Annotated in this window: 21 protein-coding genes; 11 read left to right on the top strand and 10 right to left on the bottom strand. The window is 44.4% G+C overall.

What is annotated here, in order from left to right:
* The first annotated feature begins 4 nt into the window (after positions 1-4).
* Genes L9P36_RS14945 through L9P36_RS14935 form a run of 3 tightly spaced genes read left to right on the top strand, consistent with a single transcriptional unit; the run spans position 5 to position 2,844 of the window.
* Complete coding sequence (locus L9P36_RS14945; protein WP_237468341.1) at positions 5-349, top strand: DUF2523 domain-containing protein; 345 nt, start codon at positions 5-7, stop codon at positions 347-349.
* Positions 350-352: 3 nt separating this feature from the next.
* Complete coding sequence (locus tag L9P36_RS14940; RefSeq protein ID WP_237468339.1) at positions 353-1,642, top strand: zonular occludens toxin domain-containing protein; 1,290 nt, start codon at positions 353-355, stop codon at positions 1,640-1,642.
* Positions 1,642-2,844 (top strand): secretin GspD/PilQ domain-containing protein, encoded by a 1,203-nt coding sequence (locus tag L9P36_RS14935; protein WP_237468331.1) that lies wholly within the window; start codon positions 1,642-1,644, stop codon positions 2,842-2,844. Before L9P36_RS14940 ends, L9P36_RS14935 begins: the two co-directional genes overlap by 1 nt.
* Before the next feature lie 248 nt (positions 2,845-3,092).
* On the opposite strand, the gene L9P36_RS14930 is transcribed toward L9P36_RS14935, so the two are convergent.
* The 7 genes from L9P36_RS14930 to L9P36_RS14895 form a co-directional block, all read right to left on the bottom strand.
* A complete protein-coding gene (locus L9P36_RS14930; RefSeq protein ID WP_237468329.1) occupies positions 3,093-3,998 on the bottom strand; it encodes a hypothetical protein in 906 nt (301 codons plus the stop codon).
* A gap of 128 nt (positions 3,999-4,126) precedes the next feature.
* Entirely contained in the window at positions 4,127-5,245 is a 1,119-nt protein-coding gene (locus L9P36_RS14920) for a PIN domain-containing protein (RefSeq protein ID WP_237468328.1), read from the bottom strand.
* Positions 5,246-5,481: 236 nt separating this feature from the next.
* The gene (locus tag L9P36_RS14915; RefSeq protein ID WP_237468326.1) at positions 5,482-5,772 is read right to left on the bottom strand and encodes a DUF3653 domain-containing protein; all 291 of its coding nucleotides are present in this window, start codon (positions 5,770-5,772) and stop codon (positions 5,482-5,484) included.
* A gap of 235 nt (positions 5,773-6,007) precedes the next feature.
* On the bottom strand, positions 6,008-6,568 hold the full coding sequence (locus L9P36_RS14910) for a DUF2726 domain-containing protein (RefSeq protein ID WP_237468324.1): 561 nt from the start codon (positions 6,566-6,568) through the stop codon (positions 6,008-6,010).
* An 83-nt stretch (positions 6,569-6,651) separates the two neighbouring features.
* Positions 6,652-7,746 (bottom strand): type I restriction endonuclease, encoded by a 1,095-nt coding sequence (locus tag L9P36_RS14905; protein ID WP_237468323.1) that lies wholly within the window; start codon positions 7,744-7,746, stop codon positions 6,652-6,654.
* Positions 7,747-7,972: 226 nt separating this feature from the next.
* A complete protein-coding gene (locus tag L9P36_RS14900; protein WP_237468321.1) occupies positions 7,973-8,572 on the bottom strand; it encodes a hypothetical protein in 600 nt (199 codons plus the stop codon).
* Between the two features lie 241 nt (positions 8,573-8,813).
* Complete coding sequence (locus tag L9P36_RS14895; RefSeq protein WP_237468320.1) at positions 8,814-9,116, bottom strand: hypothetical protein; 303 nt, start codon at positions 9,114-9,116, stop codon at positions 8,814-8,816.
* Positions 9,117-9,549: 433 nt separating this feature from the next.
* Between L9P36_RS14895 and L9P36_RS14890 the strand changes: the two genes are divergently transcribed.
* A complete protein-coding gene (locus L9P36_RS14890) occupies positions 9,550-10,080 on the top strand; it encodes a GDSL-type esterase/lipase family protein (protein ID WP_237468319.1) in 531 nt (176 codons plus the stop codon).
* Between the two features lie 130 nt (positions 10,081-10,210).
* Here the strand turns inward: L9P36_RS14890 and yciH are convergent, their stop codons facing one another.
* Positions 10,211-10,531, bottom strand: a complete 321-nt coding sequence (gene yciH / locus L9P36_RS14885) for a stress response translation initiation inhibitor YciH (RefSeq protein WP_237468318.1) — start codon at positions 10,529-10,531, stop codon at positions 10,211-10,213.
* Positions 10,532-10,705: 174 nt separating this feature from the next.
* On the opposite strand from yciH, the gene L9P36_RS14880 reads away from it, so the two are divergent.
* The 5 genes from L9P36_RS14880 to L9P36_RS14860 all read left to right on the top strand — a co-directional run bounded on the left by L9P36_RS14880 (position 10,706) and on the right by L9P36_RS14860 (position 15,074).
* Positions 10,706-11,413 (top strand): TetR family transcriptional regulator, encoded by a 708-nt coding sequence (locus tag L9P36_RS14880; RefSeq protein WP_237468316.1) that lies wholly within the window; start codon positions 10,706-10,708, stop codon positions 11,411-11,413.
* Positions 11,413-12,366, top strand: a complete 954-nt coding sequence (locus tag L9P36_RS14875) for an HlyD family secretion protein (RefSeq protein ID WP_237468314.1) — start codon at positions 11,413-11,415, stop codon at positions 12,364-12,366. The genes L9P36_RS14880 and L9P36_RS14875 overlap by 1 nt, the downstream gene beginning before the upstream one ends.
* Positions 12,359-13,279 (top strand): ABC transporter ATP-binding protein, encoded by a 921-nt coding sequence (locus L9P36_RS14870; protein ID WP_237468313.1) that lies wholly within the window; start codon positions 12,359-12,361, stop codon positions 13,277-13,279. Before L9P36_RS14875 ends, L9P36_RS14870 begins: the two co-directional genes overlap by 8 nt.
* Positions 13,280-13,311: 32 nt before the next feature.
* Positions 13,312-14,397, top strand: coding sequence for an ABC transporter permease (locus L9P36_RS14865; protein ID WP_237468674.1), 1,086 nt, complete (start codon positions 13,312-13,314; stop codon positions 14,395-14,397).
* Positions 14,398-14,549: 152 nt separating this feature from the next.
* Entirely contained in the window at positions 14,550-15,074 is a 525-nt protein-coding gene (locus L9P36_RS14860; RefSeq protein ID WP_237468311.1) for a putative ATP-dependent zinc protease, read from the top strand.
* A gap of 92 nt (positions 15,075-15,166) precedes the next feature.
* Here L9P36_RS14860 and L9P36_RS14855 read toward each other — a convergent pair whose 3' ends face one another.
* Positions 15,167-16,300, bottom strand: a complete 1,134-nt coding sequence (locus L9P36_RS14855) for a 1-acyl-sn-glycerol-3-phosphate acyltransferase (protein ID WP_237468309.1) — start codon at positions 16,298-16,300, stop codon at positions 15,167-15,169.
* Between the two features lie 182 nt (positions 16,301-16,482).
* Here L9P36_RS14855 and L9P36_RS14850 point away from each other — a divergent pair, with 182 nt between their 5' ends.
* Positions 16,483-17,121: a hypothetical protein gene (locus L9P36_RS14850; RefSeq protein WP_237468307.1), complete on the top strand. Its 639-nt coding sequence runs from the start codon at positions 16,483-16,485 to the stop codon at positions 17,119-17,121.
* 38 nt (positions 17,122-17,159) lie between these two features.
* On the opposite strand, the gene L9P36_RS14845 is transcribed toward L9P36_RS14850, so the two are convergent.
* Positions 17,160-17,702 carry a nicotinate-nicotinamide nucleotide adenylyltransferase gene (locus L9P36_RS14845; protein WP_237468306.1) on the bottom strand — a complete coding sequence of 181 codons (543 nt, stop codon included), beginning with the start codon at positions 17,700-17,702 and terminating at the stop codon, positions 17,160-17,162.
* Positions 17,703-17,804: 102 nt separating this feature from the next.
* On the opposite strand from L9P36_RS14845, the gene nadE reads away from it, so the two are divergent.
* The gene (gene nadE, locus L9P36_RS14840) at positions 17,805-18,647 is read left to right on the top strand and encodes an NAD(+) synthase (RefSeq protein WP_237468304.1); all 843 of its coding nucleotides are present in this window, start codon (positions 17,805-17,807) and stop codon (positions 18,645-18,647) included.
* Positions 18,648-18,693 lie beyond the last annotated feature (46 nt).

Genomic DNA, 18,693 nt, shown 5'->3' with positions numbered 1-18,693 from the left:
AATCATGCCTCCACTTCTCGTTGGTTTTATCGGCTCACTTGTTGGCGCGGGTCTGATTCGCTCCTTAGTCGTTCACGCAGCTGTATCACTTGGTTTCACGGTTGCTCTGTCTGTTGGCATGTTTGCGATGACCGATAAGCTTGTTTCTTACGTTCAAGCCAATATGTCAGGTATTCCCGCCGATGTGGCTGCAATTGCACAAATGCTCGGCTTAGATGTCGTTATTAATATCGTGATTAGTGGCATCTTTTGGGGTGCGATGATTAAAGGTTGGATCAATCGTAAAGGTGCAGGTAAGCGTTATCACCCTGTATGGAGAAAGCCCGGCACTGGTTATATGGAAGCCTAATTCATGTTATTTGGATATTCTGGATTGCCAGGGAGCGGCAAAACACTCAATTGTGTGGTCGATATCTGTAGCAATGGTGACTATGCAGGCCGCCAAGTCTTCTATCACGGCATTCCTGTGCTGTTGCTCGATTACGAAATGTGCCGCTCATTTACCGGATGGTTTTACGGGGTCTATTTCCTTAAAAACCGAGGTAACAGCGCCCTGCTTCGTGTGCTGAAAAAGGTGCATGACCAAGACCGATTCGCTGAGTTAGATGATTTCCCCTATCTGCAAAGCGAATATGAGAAATTCGAGCCCATGGAGCTTTGGCTCTATTGGGTTCGCCGCTGCTATACCCGTGAGCATCTCAAGAAACTCGACGAGTGCATTGCCGTCTTAGGTGTTGATGAAGCCGCACTCACCTTTGAGCAGTGCAAGCATTTGAACTTGCATTGGAATCGTTTCGACGATGCAAACAAGTGGTTTGAGCTGCCGCATGAATCCCTCATCATGATTGATGAGGTGCAAAATATCTGGCCGACTCGCGCCGCTGGCGCCAAGATTCCTCAAGCCGTTGAGGAAGTAGCTGAGCACCGGCACAAAGGATGGGATCTCTATTATGTCTCTCAAAACTTTGGTGATTGTGACGTTTTTCTTCGTCGCCGCATGGGTCGCTTTGTCCACTTCGAGCCTGTCACTGGCTCCAATGTTAAGCGATTTTCAGCCAACAAATTCATTGCCGCCGAGAATGATGCCGCATTAAAAGCGGTTGGCTCTGACTCAAAGCAACTGAACAAACATTTCTTTGGTGTGTATCTAAGCTCCATCAAGCACACCCACAAATTCAAACTCACCGCCAAAACACGGAAAATGCTGATGCTCGGTGCATTTGGCTTGTCGCTTATTGCCTATAGTGGCTCAAAGCTATATGCCCGCTTTACTGAAGGCGGTCAAGATACAGCGCAGCAAGTTGAGCAACCGAGCGTTCAAACAAGTGCTGTTAGCCAAGACTCCAAGCCTGACGATCGCTTGCAATATATCGAGCGCTATCAAGCGCGTTTTGCTGTGCTGCCTTGGTCTGCACCCATCTATGACGAGCTCACCAAAGAGCCGCTTAACTATCCCGATTTAGTGTGTATCGATTCCCAAACCAAGTGCGCTTGTTACACCCAACAAGGCACCTATACCCATCTTGAGCTAGAGAACTGTCGCACCATTGCCCGTGGCGGCCTCTTTGACCCATTCGCTCAGAAATTAGATTCAGACTTTGAACGCGTTGGCGGCCAAGTGATTTCTACCGGAGGTAAATAATGAAAAGGATCTTCATCATTCTTGCGTTCTTGTCTTGCTCAGTAATAGCCGATGAAGTGCGTGTGAACATGACAGGAAAAAGCCTCGACCAGTTCTTTATTGTGGCTTCCAATGTCTTTGGCAAAACGATCGTCGCAGACCCGTCGATTGATGGCTCTGTGAAGGTCTTTCAACCCGAGAACAGCAGCAACTTTCGTGATGTGTGGTTTTCAGTGATTCGCGCGCATGGTCTCTACTATGTCGAAACCAAGAAAGTGATTCGGGTATATCCAAAGAACAAGATTCGCCCTGAAGATAAAATCATTACCCGCACCTATAGCCTCAATCATATTGATGGTAATGAGCTAGTTGAGCCCTTAGCCAATGCCCTTGCACGCTATGAAAACCGCTATGGTTTGTCGGGTTTGACCGATGTATTCCCTGTGATTGGTGGCCGCGCTTTGATGATTACCGCGCCATCTTCCATGCATGCAGATGTAAAACAGATCATTGAGAGCATTGACGATCCAATTCCTCAAATTCTCGTGCGCGCCGTCATCATTGAAACGGTTGATACCAGCCTTAGTGAATTGACCGTTGATTTTCAGCTCAGCGCAGGTGCTGCATCTGTGGGGTTTGATGGCACTGGCGTTGCGCTTTCGCCTTCCGATGGTTTCTCGTTCATCAATACGGCCAGTGATTTTAAAGCGGTTGTGAAATGGCTTGAGGGAAATTCAAAGGTCAAGATTGTCTCAAAGCCTGAATTGCTGATTCAGCATGGCTTTGAAGGCAAGATTTCAGTTGGTCAAGAAGTCCCAATTCTAACGGGAAGCTATAGCACTGATGGTGAAGGTATCGATAAACCATTTCAGACCATTGAACGCCTACCCGTTGGCCTGTTCCTGACGGTGAAACCCTTCGTCGGTCGAAATGATGTGATCACGCTAAGTGTTGAGCAGCAGCTGAGCAGCGTTGATAAGTCTGTAGAAGCCAGTGACATTGTCACCAGCGAGCGTTCAATTGAAACCAAGCTGCAAATGCGCTCTGGTTCAACCGTTGCATTGGGTGGCCTTGTTTCTACGGATAACAAGCAAGCAGATCACAGCACGCCGATTTTGGGTGATATCCCTTTGCTTGGTGTGCTGTTTAGCTCTGAATCCGAGTCTGCGACAACGCGAGATTTGACTGTACTAATTTATGTTGAGCGAATGCCACTCATCTAACGAGTTCAGTGGCCATGGTGAGCGCGCGAACCATACCAAGCCTGATAGCGCAGCTATCACCGCGATAGCTGCATACCTTCTTCGCTCACAATTCGTGACGGCGTCACATGACTACAATTCATGCTCAATCCCCCTTCCTGTCAGACCAAGCGAGCTTTCGGCTCGTGATGTTCTAAATGCTTTTTCACTGCATTGTGATCTTTCTACGGTATCCATTCATTGATGATTTCTACCGCCTTCGAATCGTTCTAATTAACGCACTCAGCACTAACTACATTATTTTTCAAAAATTCAATAAATTTATCGTTAGCTTCCTCAAAAGTTTGCTCTTTAGTTTGATCCTGAACTGCTAATGTCCTTTGGGTTTCCGGCTTTTTATACACATATACTTTTCTGAGTTCATCTGCATTAAAATGCAAAAACTTAACTGGACTAATGTATTCAATTGAGAATTTACACGCCTCTTCTATATTTTTGACAGCAACAAGTGAATGCAGAATAAGTGATTTAGTTCTAAAAAGGTAACTGCCACCATGGTCAGCTGGCATTGCATAAGTTATATGCTTTTGAAAGTCGTCTTCATTTCTATAGAGAAAAGTGTAAATTTTATTGATTATGCCATAATATTTATTCATCAAATCAGCATCTAATGGCTTGTGTATATCAGTCGGGTAGCACTTAAGAGCATCTAAGGTCACATTATCTAGCGCTGAAAGTAACGCGATAACTTTTGATGAAATATTGTAGTCGCCGTGAGAAGCGTTAGGGTAAAGGTTGTTATGGGCGAACCTCAAATCAACACTTTTATCAACTCGGCCTTCCAAATACTTAGTAAATTCTTCAATATGCTTATAGTAGTTTGAAAAAACATTTTGAGAATTAGTTACCCTAATTTGCTCTTTAGTTTGCTCAGAACGATGATTAGCCGCCAACAAAGCCACAATCGGTATAATTAGTGCAGCTATAGCTAATGGGAACTTAAACACTGTAATAAAGTAATTAAATCCAGAGTATGATAAATCTATTTCAAGATCAGAGTAAACTACGATTATAGAAGAACTTGAAATAGATATGACCGACAAAATAAAAACCGTCACCCAAACTATTCTAAGGCTTAAAAAACTTTTATGGGGATCAAACCATTCAGACTTCATTGTTCACCACCTCTAGTGTGCGTTCTTTATTTAACATGGTTTTCACCTAACACCGCAATCACAATAACCAACGCATAGAAAAAATGCCATGCGTTGGGTGTCCCTCTTAAAGCGTTTGTTATGTGTATTTAATCGTAATCACCATAGTCTGGTTCAATTGTTCCAAAGTCGATGGATTTAATTGGGTCAACAACTTCAACATCATCAATATCCAATTCAGATAACTCTCCAGTTAAATCACCAGTGATTGTTATTAGAATCTCTGATGTAAACTCTTCCTCAGCAGTTGCTGTTACCCCACCTAGGTATACGTAATCACGATCTATTGAATCGTATTGAGAAAATGAAAATTCACCTTCGGCTTCAATAGTGATATTTGCGCTAACTTCTAAAACTATATAATCCTCGTCGTGGTCTACGATTTTGAAATTTGAGTCAGCTAGCTCAAAGTCACTTAACCACCCATTACACCCTTCTGGCTCCCAATATAAAAATGAATCCGCCTCTTGGTCGGGAGTAAAACCATCAAAGTATGCCGATACTCTTTCACGAATCTTTTCCATGAATTCACCAGCTTCATGATTATCACACGCTTCAATCAAAGTGGACAAAAATGCAAATGGAGCTGTGGCTTTGTTGAACTTACTCAGGGCATCAGAAAAATCTTCCGTGTAGTCAATGTATTCAGAATCTTTACAATAATTTTCCCAATCACCATCTTTAGCTACAGCCAAAACTTCTATTCCATGTTCTTCAGCCCAAGCATCGACTGCCATTAAAATAATGGCATCAGGAAACTCATTTTTCTTCTTGCCCGTGGCAGCAAATGGGGATTCGTTTTTAAAATACTTCTGCAGCAAATCAGAAACTGACACATACTCGCCACATTCTAAAACCAATGCACCAGAGTTAGAAATAAAGTTGTCAACTCTACTTTTTGCAATACCTTCAATTTCTTTGCTGTCTATTAGTAGAGATTTGGCATCATTTAATTCACTGCCATCAAAAAACAGGTGGTCACCTGCATCATTGAGCGCTTTCTCTAACGCACTTCGAGATACTTTTACCTTCTTTTCCAAATGGTTTTGGACTTCATTCTTTATTACATCAGGAAATAAATACTCAATTTCACTATCTTTAAACTGATGGAGTTTACCTAAAAATCCTTTCTCAAGCCTTAAACCATGCGCATCAAAAATAGAAGTATCTACTAGAATTGCACCATAATCTTTACTGCTAGTTGTCATAAAACCTCCGAATACACATAACATCGTATTAGGCTGCATATCCGCTTTGTACTGCAACCAGACTGATGTATTTGAGTCATAAGGCCACAAAACTTGATTGATTTCATCGAGTTCGATCACTAACTGGCGCGATAGCATCGATATTGAAATGTAAAAGTGAGCATTCGTATTTCACGAGGTCTCATATGCCTAAAGACTAAACGTGAAATCCCCCACATGAGAGTGAGGGAGAAAGATTAACCAAGCCGCACAACATCTAGAGCGTGTTCAATTTGATCAGGTCGCACCGTTCTGCCACAAGGCAGAATGAGCATACCACGCTGTATTCGCCATCCCTTCCAATCAACATGCGAATATGAAAGATCACGACCAGAATCGAGTGCCATCAACTTTTTAAGCTCTGTAGGAATAGGTTTTCCTGCATCCCATTCTTTGACCGTCCTCACACTTCGACAACAAAGTTTAGCTGTCTGTTCTACCGATAAACCACAGGTATAAAAACGAAAAAGCCAATTATCGGTAATCATGCGCTGCATTCCTTCGAAACTCCGTAAAATACGAAGTTTCTCACTGTGTGCGCTCTAAGTGACTGATTTAACTTAACGCTTTGTAATGCGCGCTTTGATTTAGAGATTAAGTCCCGATGAAGAATCCTCTAATTTGAATTATATACAGTACCTACCAGAAGTAAGATTTTGTCGGATTAATACCAATTTAAGTTAGACATGAGGTTCATCAGGGCGATTTATGATGCATTCGATCTTAGCTATAAGATAGTTCAATCTTCTGACTGCATTTGATATCTGTTTGACCTTCTAATGCATTGGCGATGTATGCTGGGTCATAAAATTGCCTGCTACTAAAACGCACTAAGGGATGATGACCCTCAAGCGCTTGATTAACATAATGGTCTCGCTCTTGTCGTTTGAGTTTTTGATGCGATGAATCATCGAGTTCAATGACTGCGAGCACTTTAGTATCCGCATCAGCGATGACGAAATCCATGCGCTTAGACCAGGTCTTTGAGTTGTCTTTAAAATGAACTGGTTTGACTAAGGCCATCAGAGATACTTGGCAATGGATACTATATTCAGGCGGCAGTACTTGGCGAAGTGCTTGATGAAAATTTTGCTCATTCGGCGTCGCAAGATGACTCTGTTTTGTGTGTGGTACTGAATGTGGGTTCGATTCGCCGACAATGAATTTTTTACCATCATCATGCTCGCCTTGTTGAACAATCCGCGAAATGCGATGGCCTTTCTTTTTGGGAACGAGTAATAGAACGCAACCGCCAACAATGAGTAATAAAATTATTTCAAACATATGCCATCCATAAACAAATCCCTGCATAAAACGCAGGGATTGATCATCACATGAGGTTATACTGGAAATATTTAACTGCCCTATTATGCAAATTCTTCTTTTTGCTCGTACTGATGAATTGCATCTTGAATTAATGATCGGAACTGATAAATTTGAGTTACCTTCTCAATTTCGACCTTTGTTTCATTATTTAATGCAAAAATGGTTACTGACATCTTAGTCTTACCAAAATGCAGACGGCAGATTGGTTTTCGATTGTTATCATCTAGCAAAATGGCACAGTAGCTCTTAGCATCACGCATAACGATCCGCTCTGGATCGACAAACTCTGCACCAATCGCTCGTACAATTCGAAAACCCTCCAATTCATCTGAAGTTGTTTCTATACCTGACGAATCAGGACTTTCTGCTACCGCGATATCTTCCGAGTCAGTATTTATCTCTACAGCGTGTTGTTCAACTAGATCAGTATCAAGCGCAGATTTAAGTCGCTCATTGACCCGAGCACGCACATAATCTTTCATTGCTTTTAAGGTTAATTCACTAAACTGTTCTTTTACCTGTTGAGTGATACGTCCATTGTAGACTCGACTTGTTAAGAGCTTGACCATATCTTCTGATGGTTGTTCGAACTCAGCGCGAATCTCAGATACAAGCGCTTTATGATATTTTAAGTTACTCGCCGTGCTGATGATGGTGTCGAGATCGAACGAATTTTTATTGAATTTTTTAAGCTCTTCGACTTCATTTTCACCAAATTGAAGTAAATTAAATTCGAAAAAAGGTCGGTCATCCATGCAATTATCTTTTTCAAGATCACTGTAAAACAGATAGCGAATCCCATCAGTTAGGACGCCAAAGCGCGATTCAGTCACTGAAAAATAGCGGTAAAGTTGAGCAGCATGCTTTTTCTCTAACTCTGCGCCAACAGGCTTACACTCAATCAGAATAACAATTTTTCCATCTAACTTAATCGCATAATCCACTTTTTCGCCTTTCTTGACGCCATGATCTGCATTTAATTCAGGAATCACCTCCGAAGGATTAAAAACGTCATATCCCAATGCCTGCAAAAAAGGTAGTACAAATGCTGTTTTTGCTGCTTCTTCAGTCTGAACTGAGGCTTTCTGACGTTGAATACGACTCGAAAGTTCATGCAGTTTATCGATTAAATCCATAGTGACTCCTTATTCCGTTGATCATTTCAGTCGAGAGATACAGAGCAAGACGTACTAGTCATCTAACATGATGATCTATATAAAAATCATACAATCAATACATATATAAAAAAGTAGATAAGCCGCGCACTTTCTTAAGAACCGATTTAATAACAAGAGATGAAAACTAATGAATTGCGAGATGCTACACAAATGTTAAGCAGTGCAATCGACTCTCTAGTTAACTTTACTGGTAACGGTTATCTTTTGCTGATATCGCGTTGAGTATTTTCCCTGTGGTTATATCAAAGCGGATCACGCGATTTTCAATGGTTTTCAAAGCATATACGTTATTGGAAATTTGCGGATAGCTGTGGTCCCTGGACCGCCAAATATAGTGGCTTGCCGTGCATTCAACACTATTTTTATTTTCAATCAGATCTTCTACTGCATAGCGTTTGAGCAATTGGCCATTTTTAAAAAACGCCACCGCAGGATATTGATTGGCACCGCAACCAGATGCCCAGCCGCCAGCCGTGATCAGGTATTGACCATCATTGGATAAATGTACCGGATATTCATCGCCCTGCACTTCAATGCGCCACTGCTCTTTATGTGTCCCATCATCAAACAACTGATAGGTGACGCTGTAACTCGGGTCAATTGGAATCGGTTGGTAGCGCTCAAGCTTTAGCATTTTCCCCTGCGTTAACATCACTTCAGGGGGGGACACAATAATGAGTTGATGATTATCGGAATATTTAATATGTGGACCTGTGCGTACAGCAACAGAATCGGCTTGCGCTGTCATAGATATACAACAAAGTAGAAAAAAACCCTTTTTCATATCATGTTCCTTATGCTGATCATTGCTACTCGCCCATGGATAGCTGCGAAATTGATTAAATGAAGCTCATCGAATATCTGCCAACACGAGCCTCATCTTATGGATTGAAATATAGACAAGGAATCGCGGCGAAGCCTTTTTATTCAAGACGATATCCTTTCACTCGCCTGTTCATACACCATCATGCTGCGATTATAGATGCCGAATGAAATGCAGCACGAGCCAATCTCATATGGCCATATCAGTTGGCCGCTTGTTGCTGCCAAAACAACCAAATTGCATCCGCTATCTGCTGCATTATCGCTGAGTCGACCAAAGGGACAATCGCCGGCTCAAACCAATCACAGAAAACCTGATAAATCACAGCAGCTAGCTCCTCTTTACTTTGTAGTGAGGTCAATAAAGGGATAAGCGCTTCTGCTTCTGGTTGATATGCGTCGCTCTGGCCTAAATGAGCGATCCCCATGGGATCGTGATCAAACAGAATATGAGCGATATTTTCTTGAAGATTTTGGTATTGAGCGAGCAATGCGAGGTATTCCATGTCATTCCTTGGTTGTTTTTTTGATGGTTGTTTTTCTGAGCAATTCCTTGTGGATTCGTTACAGACAAAATATAAAAACGTCGGCGAATATCTAGAAAAAAGCCCTCAAAAGAGGGCTAAAAGGGTAATGTGACGTAAAAATTTCTGTTTACGAACATTCAAGGCGGACAACCTTGAGACGGCACTATCCCACGATGAAGGTTATTGACGTATTGCTTAACATAAAATTTATGTTGCTGTTCTTAATAATTATTTTTACGTGTCGTGAACAAATTGGCAAAGTGGGATCTTGATCGGAAGATCAAGATCCTGACATTTATCAAAAAGTTGGACATTGTCATGAAACTTGAGAGGACAACCACAAGCAAATTGATTGGGAACAGCTATCATCAATAAGAACCCATGGATTAACTTAATTGGAATGGCTAGTACTATGGAAAAAGATCAACTCATCATCCTTTTTGGCGACTCGCTAACAGAATGGGGCCAGTGGCATGAACAGTTTGGTTCAGTCTCACTGGTCAATTTAGGTATTGCGGGTGATACCGTCGCTAATATGCGTCACCGCATGCATCGCGTTCCTGCCCTTAAACCAGCCCGCGTATTGGTCATGGCTGGTATTAATGATTTGATTCAAGGCGCAAGTGTGATGCGCGTGATTGAACATTATGATGAGATCCTCAAATACTGGCACGCACAAGGTCTAGCGGTTCATGTCCAATCCGTACTTTATTGTGGCGCACAATTTGATGCGCTCAACGAGCAAGTCACGCTACTCAATGAAGGGCTTGCCGAGCTTGCACGCCGTTATCATTTCCAATATGTCGATGTGGCAAGTAATCTCTGTCCACAAAAAGTTCTAAACGCAAGACACACCTATGATGGCGTCCATTTAACACCGTCAGCGTATACCCTTTGGGCGCAAGATATTGCGCCGTTGGTTCGCCAGCGCGTAACGGCGTAATTGCCAAATCATCATCGATGACTTTCAGATAATAAAAAATCCCCTACTGGGGATTTTTTACTATCTGGAGCGCGGTTTGTTTCAACTTAAACAGTATTTCGAGTGAAACAGTTCGGGCGAAACAGTTAGCTTAACCGCCGGCTAATTTCACGGTGTAAGATTTTTTCTCAAGATAGGCTTTGATCTGATCGCGCTTATCACCTTGAATCTCAATCACACCATCTTTCACCGCGCCGCCACAGCCGCACACTTTTTTGAGTTCTGCCGCCATTAACTTTAAGGCGGTATCGTCTAAATCTAAACCAGTCACTAGGCAAACGCCTTTCCCTTTACGACCTTTTGTCTGACGCTGAATGCGAACAATTCCGTCGCCCTTTTCACGCACAGGTTTGGCTTTCTCAGGAACAATGCGTCCAGTTTCGGTTGAATATACGAGTTGGCTATCGCTCATCAAAATCACTCATCAATCAATTTTTGCTGATCCTAGCAAGAAAGTACGTCGTGCGCAGCAAATTCACGGTTAGCTCTCCTATTTCTACAAGTGTTGAAAAATGGGGAACAAAGCGTATTGCAGCATATTTCGAGGGTTTTATAATCAATTCATCACTTGTAGAAAGGCGCAAATATGAGTCAGCAAAAAAAGATCGAACAGCAAAAAAATACAGCAGTTCCAACCTTCATTGATAAAGAAAGCAATGAACATAACGCGCGTGAGCGACTCTTTTTGGCAGCCTCATCCCTCTTTTTAAGCCAAGACTATGACCGCGTATCAGTGCGCGCGATTGCTCGCCAAGCGAATGTCGATCCGGCGCTCATTCGCTACTACTTCGGAAACAAAGCCGCCCTTTTTGAAAGTGTGCTCATTGCCCTTTTTGAGCCATTAAAGCACGCCCTTGCCAGCGCAAACGGCCCACTCTCTTTTCAAAATCTGCGCCAATTTATGCTTGAACACAAAAGCTTAATGACCAAGAACCCACAGCTGCCCAAAATGATGGTGCGTTTACTGCTTTTAGATGAGACCAACGCAGCAAGCGCCATCATGCGAAAAGTAATGAAACGCACCTTACATACTGTTTCTTGGCCGATTTTTTCAACCAAACCCTTGGAGTTTGCCATGGCTGATGGTGTTGATCCTGATTTGGCGCAGCTGTCCATGGTCAGCTTGATGGTGTTTCCATTTATCGCCTCAAAAACAGTATTGTCGATGCAGCATTTGGATTTATCCGATGCGCAACATGATGCCTTAGTGGATCACAACCTACGCCTACTTAGCCAAGGTATTTTTGATTTAAACAAAATCGCTAGCAGTACTATCGAGAATGGAGCGCATTGATGAATATTTACCTGAAGATTACCGCCCTTTCTTTTCTGCTGTTCCTTGCCGGTTGTGAAGATGAAACTCACCGCCTGTATGGCACCGTAGAGCGTGACGTTGTCACCATTAGCGCACCCGCTAATGAGCAAATTACGTCAATTGCCGTCAAGGAAGGACAGCGCGTCAATCAAGGCGAGGTATTGCTGCAGCTCGATGCACAAAATGCCACAGCGGAGCGAGACATGGCATTGGCCGTGCTTGCCAATGCAAAAGCAGATTTAGCGCGTTTACAAAATGGCGAGCGTCCTGAAGATATCGCCAGTGCCAAAGCGCAGCTTGCGAGCCGCCAAGCCATGCTCTCCGAAGCGAGAAAAAACTATCGCCGTGCACAATCACTACGAAACCAAGCCTTGATCAGCCAAGCCGAATTTGACCGTCGAAAAGCTAATTTTGAAGATGCATCCGGTCAATACCAAAGCGCACTGCAGCAGTTAGACAAACTCACCGCTGGTACACGCATTGAGGAAATTGACGCCGCAATGGCAAACGTTGCAAAAGCTGATGCGCAGCTTCGCTTAGCGCAGCACGGGTTAGATGAATTAACCCTTCATGCACCCAGTGCCGCTGTCGTTGAGTCAATCCCTGTGTTTCAAGGTGAGCGCAGTCAAATCGGCCAACCTTTGCTTGATTTAGCGCTGCCCCAATCGACCTATGCTCAAATCTATGTTCCTGCGCCTTATGTAACACAGTTTCAATTGGGACAAGCTGTACAACTCTCCCTTGCGCAAAGTGAGCAAATGCTCAAAGGTAAGGTTCGTTGGATTGCTTCTCAGCCAAGTTTTACGCCCTACTATGCGCTCAATCAAAAAGACAGTGCGCGCTTAAGCTACCTGATGGAAGTTTCGCTAACTGAAGATATTCCCTCAGGATTGGCGATTTACTTGCAACTCCCTGAGGTAAATCATGACTAATTTAGCCATTCACGCTCAGCAAGTATCGAAACAATTTGGCGATTTCACTGCGGTTCATGCACTTGATTTATCCGTTAGTAAAGGGGAAATATTTGGCTTTTTAGGCCCAAACGGCTGCGGCAAATCCACCACCCTACGCATGCTCACCGGTCTATTGACCCCAACTACGGGACAAATTGATGTCTTGGGTTTTGCGATCCCCAAACAAGCAGAGCAATTGCGTATGCAAGTGGGTTATATGACGCAAAAATTCTCGCTTTACCATGATCTCACGGTGCAGGAAAACCTACAGTTTATCGGGCAAATTTATGCCTTTTCATCGCGCGATTTAAAGCAGCGACTGGCTGAACAGCTCAATACCTATGGCCTTGATGGCATTGCAAAACAGCGTGCGGGCAGTCTAAGCGGTGGGCAAAAACAGCGTTTAGCGCTAGCAGCTGCAACCTTACACCATCCCAAATTGCTTTTACTGGATGAGCCAACTTCAGCTGTTGATCCGGAAAATCGCCGTGATTTTTGGGAGAAGCTATTCGATCTCAGTGACTCGGGCACCACAATTTTGGTGACCACCCACTATATGGATGAAGCAGAGCGCTGCCATCAGCTAGCCATTATGGAAGCCGGTCATATGCGCGCGGTGGGGGCCCCCGAAACATTGATGACGCAAATGGGCGCACATATTATCGAGCTGGAGGGTGAAAATTTACGCCAGCAAAAAGCTAAAATCCTCATGCTATCTGCGGTCAAAAACGTTGCCCAATTGGGCGCAAGACTACGTATCTTGGTGGATAAGCAATGCGCCGATCCCATTGGCTATTTAACCGCGCAAGGCTTAGATGCAAATCGCTTAAATCTCACCCGACCCAGCCTGGAAGATGTCTTTGTCTCTGCGACAGGAGCCGGCCGCCAATGAATCAGTCTCAGCATCAATCCATGGGGCAATCCATGCTTCAATCCATAAGGCGCATCCAAGCCATTGCATTGAAAGAGCTGCGCCAGCTTCGCCGCGATCGCCTCACCTTTGGCATGGTCGTGATGATCCCATTGATTCAGTTATGTCTATTTGGCTATGCCATTAATACGGATGTGCGCCACGTTCATGTCGGTGTTGTGGACCAAAGCCAAACGCATTTATCGCGGCAAATTGTCGCCAAAGCGCAAGCCAGTCAGGTCGTCAATGTAATCGCCAGCTATCCCGATACGTTTGCTGCAGAAAAGGCCATCGCTAAAGGCGAGATCCGCGCGGCACTGTTCTTACCGCGCGATTTAACACGCAGAGCATTACAGCAAAAACCGCTTGGACAATGGATTATAGATGGCTCAGATACCATGGTCGCCAATACGATTTTGGCACTTGAACAAATGCCTATCGGTGATGCCGCGCAAAGTGCACCACCTTTTGAAATGGTGCTATTTTATAATCCGGAAAGGCGCAGCGCCGTCAATATTGTGCCCGGGTTACTTGGGGTGATCCTCACCATGACCATGGTTCTCTTTACTTCCGTTGCCATTGTGCGAGAGCGCGAGCACGGTAACTTAGAACTGCTGATTACCACGCCTATGCACTCTTTGGAGCTGATGATCGCCAAAATTTTGCCCTACATTGCTATTGGCTATGTGCAAATTGGAATAATTTTAGGCCTAGGGCATCTACTTTTTGACGTTCCTATTCGCGGCGATCTCACGCAGATTGCGCTGGCTGGCTTTTATTTTATCTGCGCAAGCCTAACCTTAGGGCTCATTATTTCAACCGTGGCGCAAACACAAATGCAAGCGATGCAGATGACTGTGTTTATCTTGCTGCCGTCAATTTTACTCTCTGGCTTTATGTTTCCACTTGAAGCCATGCCAACAGGGGCGCAGTTTATCGCTGAACTATTACCCAACACCCATTTTACGCGGCTCATTCGTGGTGTTGTTTTGCGGGGGATTGATGCCAGCATCCTCAGCCCGGATGCAATTTGGTTACTGGGATTTTGTTTGGTGGGCTTAGTGATCGCGACACTGCGCTTTAAAAAACGCTTGGATTAATCGTTATTTTTGCCTATGTTTTAAATGCCAAGCCCCTGAGCTTGGCATTTTTATTGCTTGCTACCACGATAATGAAGGAACCAACCTCGCTGCTCAGAATCGGTTCAGCTGCGATTGCTAAGGTTCCATATAAAAAAATAAGAGGACATTCAATGCGTCGAATCTATCAGCAGCCTTTTTTACTATTATCATTTTGCCTACTATTTTCCCTTCCCTTATCCGCTAAACCTGTGGATCAACGTGCCATTGTCGGCCAACTTGAAACCATTGAAGTACAAGATGCGAATCTTGATTATCTTGCGCGAATCGACACGGGCGCCGCGCGAACGAGCATTCACGCCATTGATATTGAGGTATTAGGCTCTGATCTTGATGACAATATGCACGATCATATCGGCATGCCAGTACGCTTTACGACAGTCAACGCCGCTGGTGAGCAGGTCACTTTGGAAAAAACCATTGTTAAAGTCAGCAAAATTCGCAACGCCCAAGGGGTTGAGAAGCGCTACGGTGTGGCCCTGACGCTAATTTGGAATGGTCAGCCAAAAGAGCTGATTGTGAACTTGCGTGATCGCAGCAAAATGAAATACAAACTACTGATTGGCCGAGATTGGCTCCACAACGATTATCTCGTTGATGTAGATAAGCTTGATGAAGATGACGCGATTATTCATTAAACAAAATTCAGCCCAATTAGTTATAGTGCATTAGGGTTAATCAAAAGAGGCAGCATCCGCTGCCTTTTTTGTCTGCGCATTTTGATTGCCGACTAGCTCACAGAATGCGACGCGCGAGTCGCGTTTGCTTGGTTCAATACCGGATTGGCATACATAGCTTTCAAAATAGACTGTTCTTGTTCACTAAGCCCATCCAGTTTTTGTGCAAAACGCTTGCGCTCTTCATCGGTGATCAGCGGATGTGGCTGCTCAGCCGCAATATAGTTCACAGGGTAGAGCTTATAGTTCCCCATGATCTGCTGATCCAAGGCTTGAGCTAATGCCTCTGGCGTTTCAAATTGATTACCCACGACATCCCCAAAGTGAAGATGCACGCGGCGTTTTTCGCCCACAATGCCATGGATAATGCTTTGAATATCCTCAAACTCGCCTTTTTCATAAAAGCCATGGTTAGCGACGGCCGCAAGCTCTTTAGCTTTAGCGCGATCACATGGGTCATTTTCATAGGCGATAGATACAGGCACAATGCGCAGTGAGGCAACATAATCACCAAAATCGACTTTTTGCTTACGACCTTCGACGTGCAGCATTTTTAAAATCGCAGGATCGGTTTTATCATTCCCATCTTTCGCGCGCCCTTCTCGCTGTGCCAGCCAAATCGACTGACCTTCATCCAGCGAATGACGAATATAACTTGAAAGTTGGCCCAACACTTTCATGAGTTCGCGAGGCCCTTTTGCTGAGCGCTTCACAATAAAACTTTTATTCAGTTTCATCAGATCAGTCGCACAAGGCATGCGCAGCAAATTATCACCAATGGCAATGCGCACTGTATCGCGATTATCGTGGTAAAGACCCCAGTTCACTAATGCGGGATCCATAGCGATATCGCGATGGTTAGAAATAAACAGATAGCTCTGATTTGGGTCAAGCTTATCTAAACCGCTATAGGTGACACCGTCACTGGTTTGCTTCAAGCCCGCATCCATATAATGACGCACTTGATCTTGAACATCGCGCACACTACGGATTTTTTTCCATTTACGCGCAAGATAGAAACGGATCAAAGGGCGCAGCAACCAACCGAGCTGGTGCTGAAGTTTCGGGTAACGAGACTTGATGATGGCATTGGTAAAGTCTTTATCTGCGATGAGGCGCTCAATGGCCGCAGGGACTTCATCATCATGAAATGGACGAATATCGAAATAAGGATCGGTAGATGACACAGCTTTATCATGAGTTAGTTTGAATTCGCGGTCATTCTACGTGGTTATCTCCTTGATGACATAATGTTTTGCTTATAAAGCTTGAAGGACAGAGGTCTGACCTTAAGTGCTATTCGCAAGGCAAATCAGTTGAGCCAAATTCAGCGCTGTGACACACTGTCGCCGTTATTTAGCGAGGTTTTATGCAACATTTTATCGAATGCCAACAAGCACACCATCATCACCTATCTATTGGCGCACGCAAAAAGCAGCCCTATGCCTTTTTGTACCGCGTGCTTTCTGGCCAAGCCTTGGTTCGCCTTGGTAAACAAGAGTGGATGGTTGAGGCCAATGAGATGTTTTGGCTGCCCTTTGATTGCCTAGCTGCACTGACTTGTTTCCCTGGCTGTCAGTTGCAATGGGTACAATTGTCACCTCGCGTTCAAGCGCCACGTCCGAGCCAAGCCGGTTTTGTCTCGCTATCGCCATTGACGCTGTCTTTACTGGACGCGCTTCAAACCAATCACCCACATCTCAATGAAAAAGCGCAGAGTTTAGCGCTCAATCTCTTGGCGGAAATCTTGGTTGACTCAGCGATGACCCTCATTCAACCAGCGACAAAGAAACTCAATCTCAGCCGCGCCATGGGCGATTTCGAAAAAACCAAGCAAAGCGCAACCCTCACTTCAGAAACACAACAAGTACTATTAGCCCGTATGGCTTTTCGTGCAAAACGTTCAGGGCAAAAATTGTCTGTGGTCAGTGCCGAACTTAATCTCACTGAAGCAGACGTTGAGACGCTATGCCAAAGGCAATTTGGCCAGAACTATGCGTCTATTTGAGGCAATCATCTTCAATCAAATGCTGTAAAGCACTGCCATCAATCTTGATGAAGATACAGTGCCATCGCTTTGACCATGGCGGCCACAGATGGGGTCAGCCATGGGCTCAGATCATCTTGTCCTGCTAAAATCGCCTCTCGAACTTGCGTACTGCGCACGGTCAATGTTTCAGGGCTACACAAAATACTCCAGCGTTTGAGAATGGCCTCGCTTTGATAAAATTTCGAAAAATTGAGTAAATTGTCAGGCCCTAATACAAAAGTCAGCTCTGCATCTGGATATTGCAGCTCCAACGCTGAAAAAAGCGCATAGGTTGTGACGGCGTCACCACTTTGCCCTAAGGTTTGCTCTAATGTGCATAGTGACAAATTGGTAAGTTTTGCATCTTCAATAAAACACGACACCAGTTCGCAGCGCGTTGCAAATGGCAGCATTGATTTCCCCCATGCATGAGAAAAGCTCGGTACCAAAAGTACTTGGTCAAAATGCGTCAAACGCGCCAAAGTGGAAAGATGGCCGCGAGTCGGTGGGTTAAAAGCACTGCCAAAAACTGCAATTTTCACGATATTTCCTTGCTGCATCGGTGCGCATCAAGCGCAATGATTGATTCACGCCAGCGAATGACGCATCATGGCCCCTATCTTACCTCAATTCTCTATTTCGTCTGAAGGTTACAAGCAGCTATGGAACAAACCATTCGCCAAGTGATGCGTGTTTTGCCAAGCATCGATCCGCAATTTGAAATTAACCGTCGTATCACATTTATTCAAAAGCGTTTGCTGGCCTCCCATTGCAAAACCTTAGTCTTGGGGATTAGCGGCGGTGTGGACTCCACCACTTGTGGCCGCCTCGCGCAATTAGCCATCGACGATTTAAACGCACAAGCGGGTGATAATCGCTATCAATTTATCGCAGTGCGTTTGCCCTATGGCGTGCAACAAGATGAAGATGAAGCGCAAGCGGCCCTTGCCTTTATTCAGCCAACTCATAGTGTTTCCGTGAATATTCAGCCCAGTGTCGATGGTATGCATCAAAAAACGCTACATGCGCTTTCTGATACTGATTTAATTCCAAATGACGCGCACTTACTTGATTTTGTGAAAGGTAATGTCAAAGCGCGCGCACGCATGATGGCACAATATGAAATTGCTGGCCTAACCCAAGGTTTGGTGCTTGGCACCGACCATTCCGCTGAAAATATCACGGGTTTTTATACCAAATTTGGCGATGGTGCTTGCGATTTAGCACCGCTTTATGGCCTCAACAAACGCCAAGTCCGCCAAATTGCTGCATTCCTTGGTGCGCCTGAACATTTAGTGAAAAAAGTACCAACCGCAGATCTTGAAGAACTCAGCCCACAAAAAGCAGATGAAGATGCGCTGGCACTGAGCTATGAGCAAATTGATGACTTCCTCGAAGGTAAAGCGGTAGCGCCAGAGGTCAGCGAAAAACTGATCCAGATTTATCTGCGCACCGAACATAAACGCCAACCAATTCCAACCATTTATGATGATGAGGCGCTTTAAGCAATCATCTTTTCGATTTGATTGGCTCACACTCAAACCCAAAAGG

The sequence above is a fragment of the Vibrio stylophorae genome (assembly GCF_921293875.1).
GTDB classification, from domain to species: domain Bacteria; phylum Pseudomonadota; class Gammaproteobacteria; order Enterobacterales; family Vibrionaceae; genus Vibrio_A; species Vibrio_A stylophorae.
The sequence above is the reverse complement of the archived record's forward strand: the minus strand, read 5'-3'. Positions and strand labels throughout refer to the sequence as shown.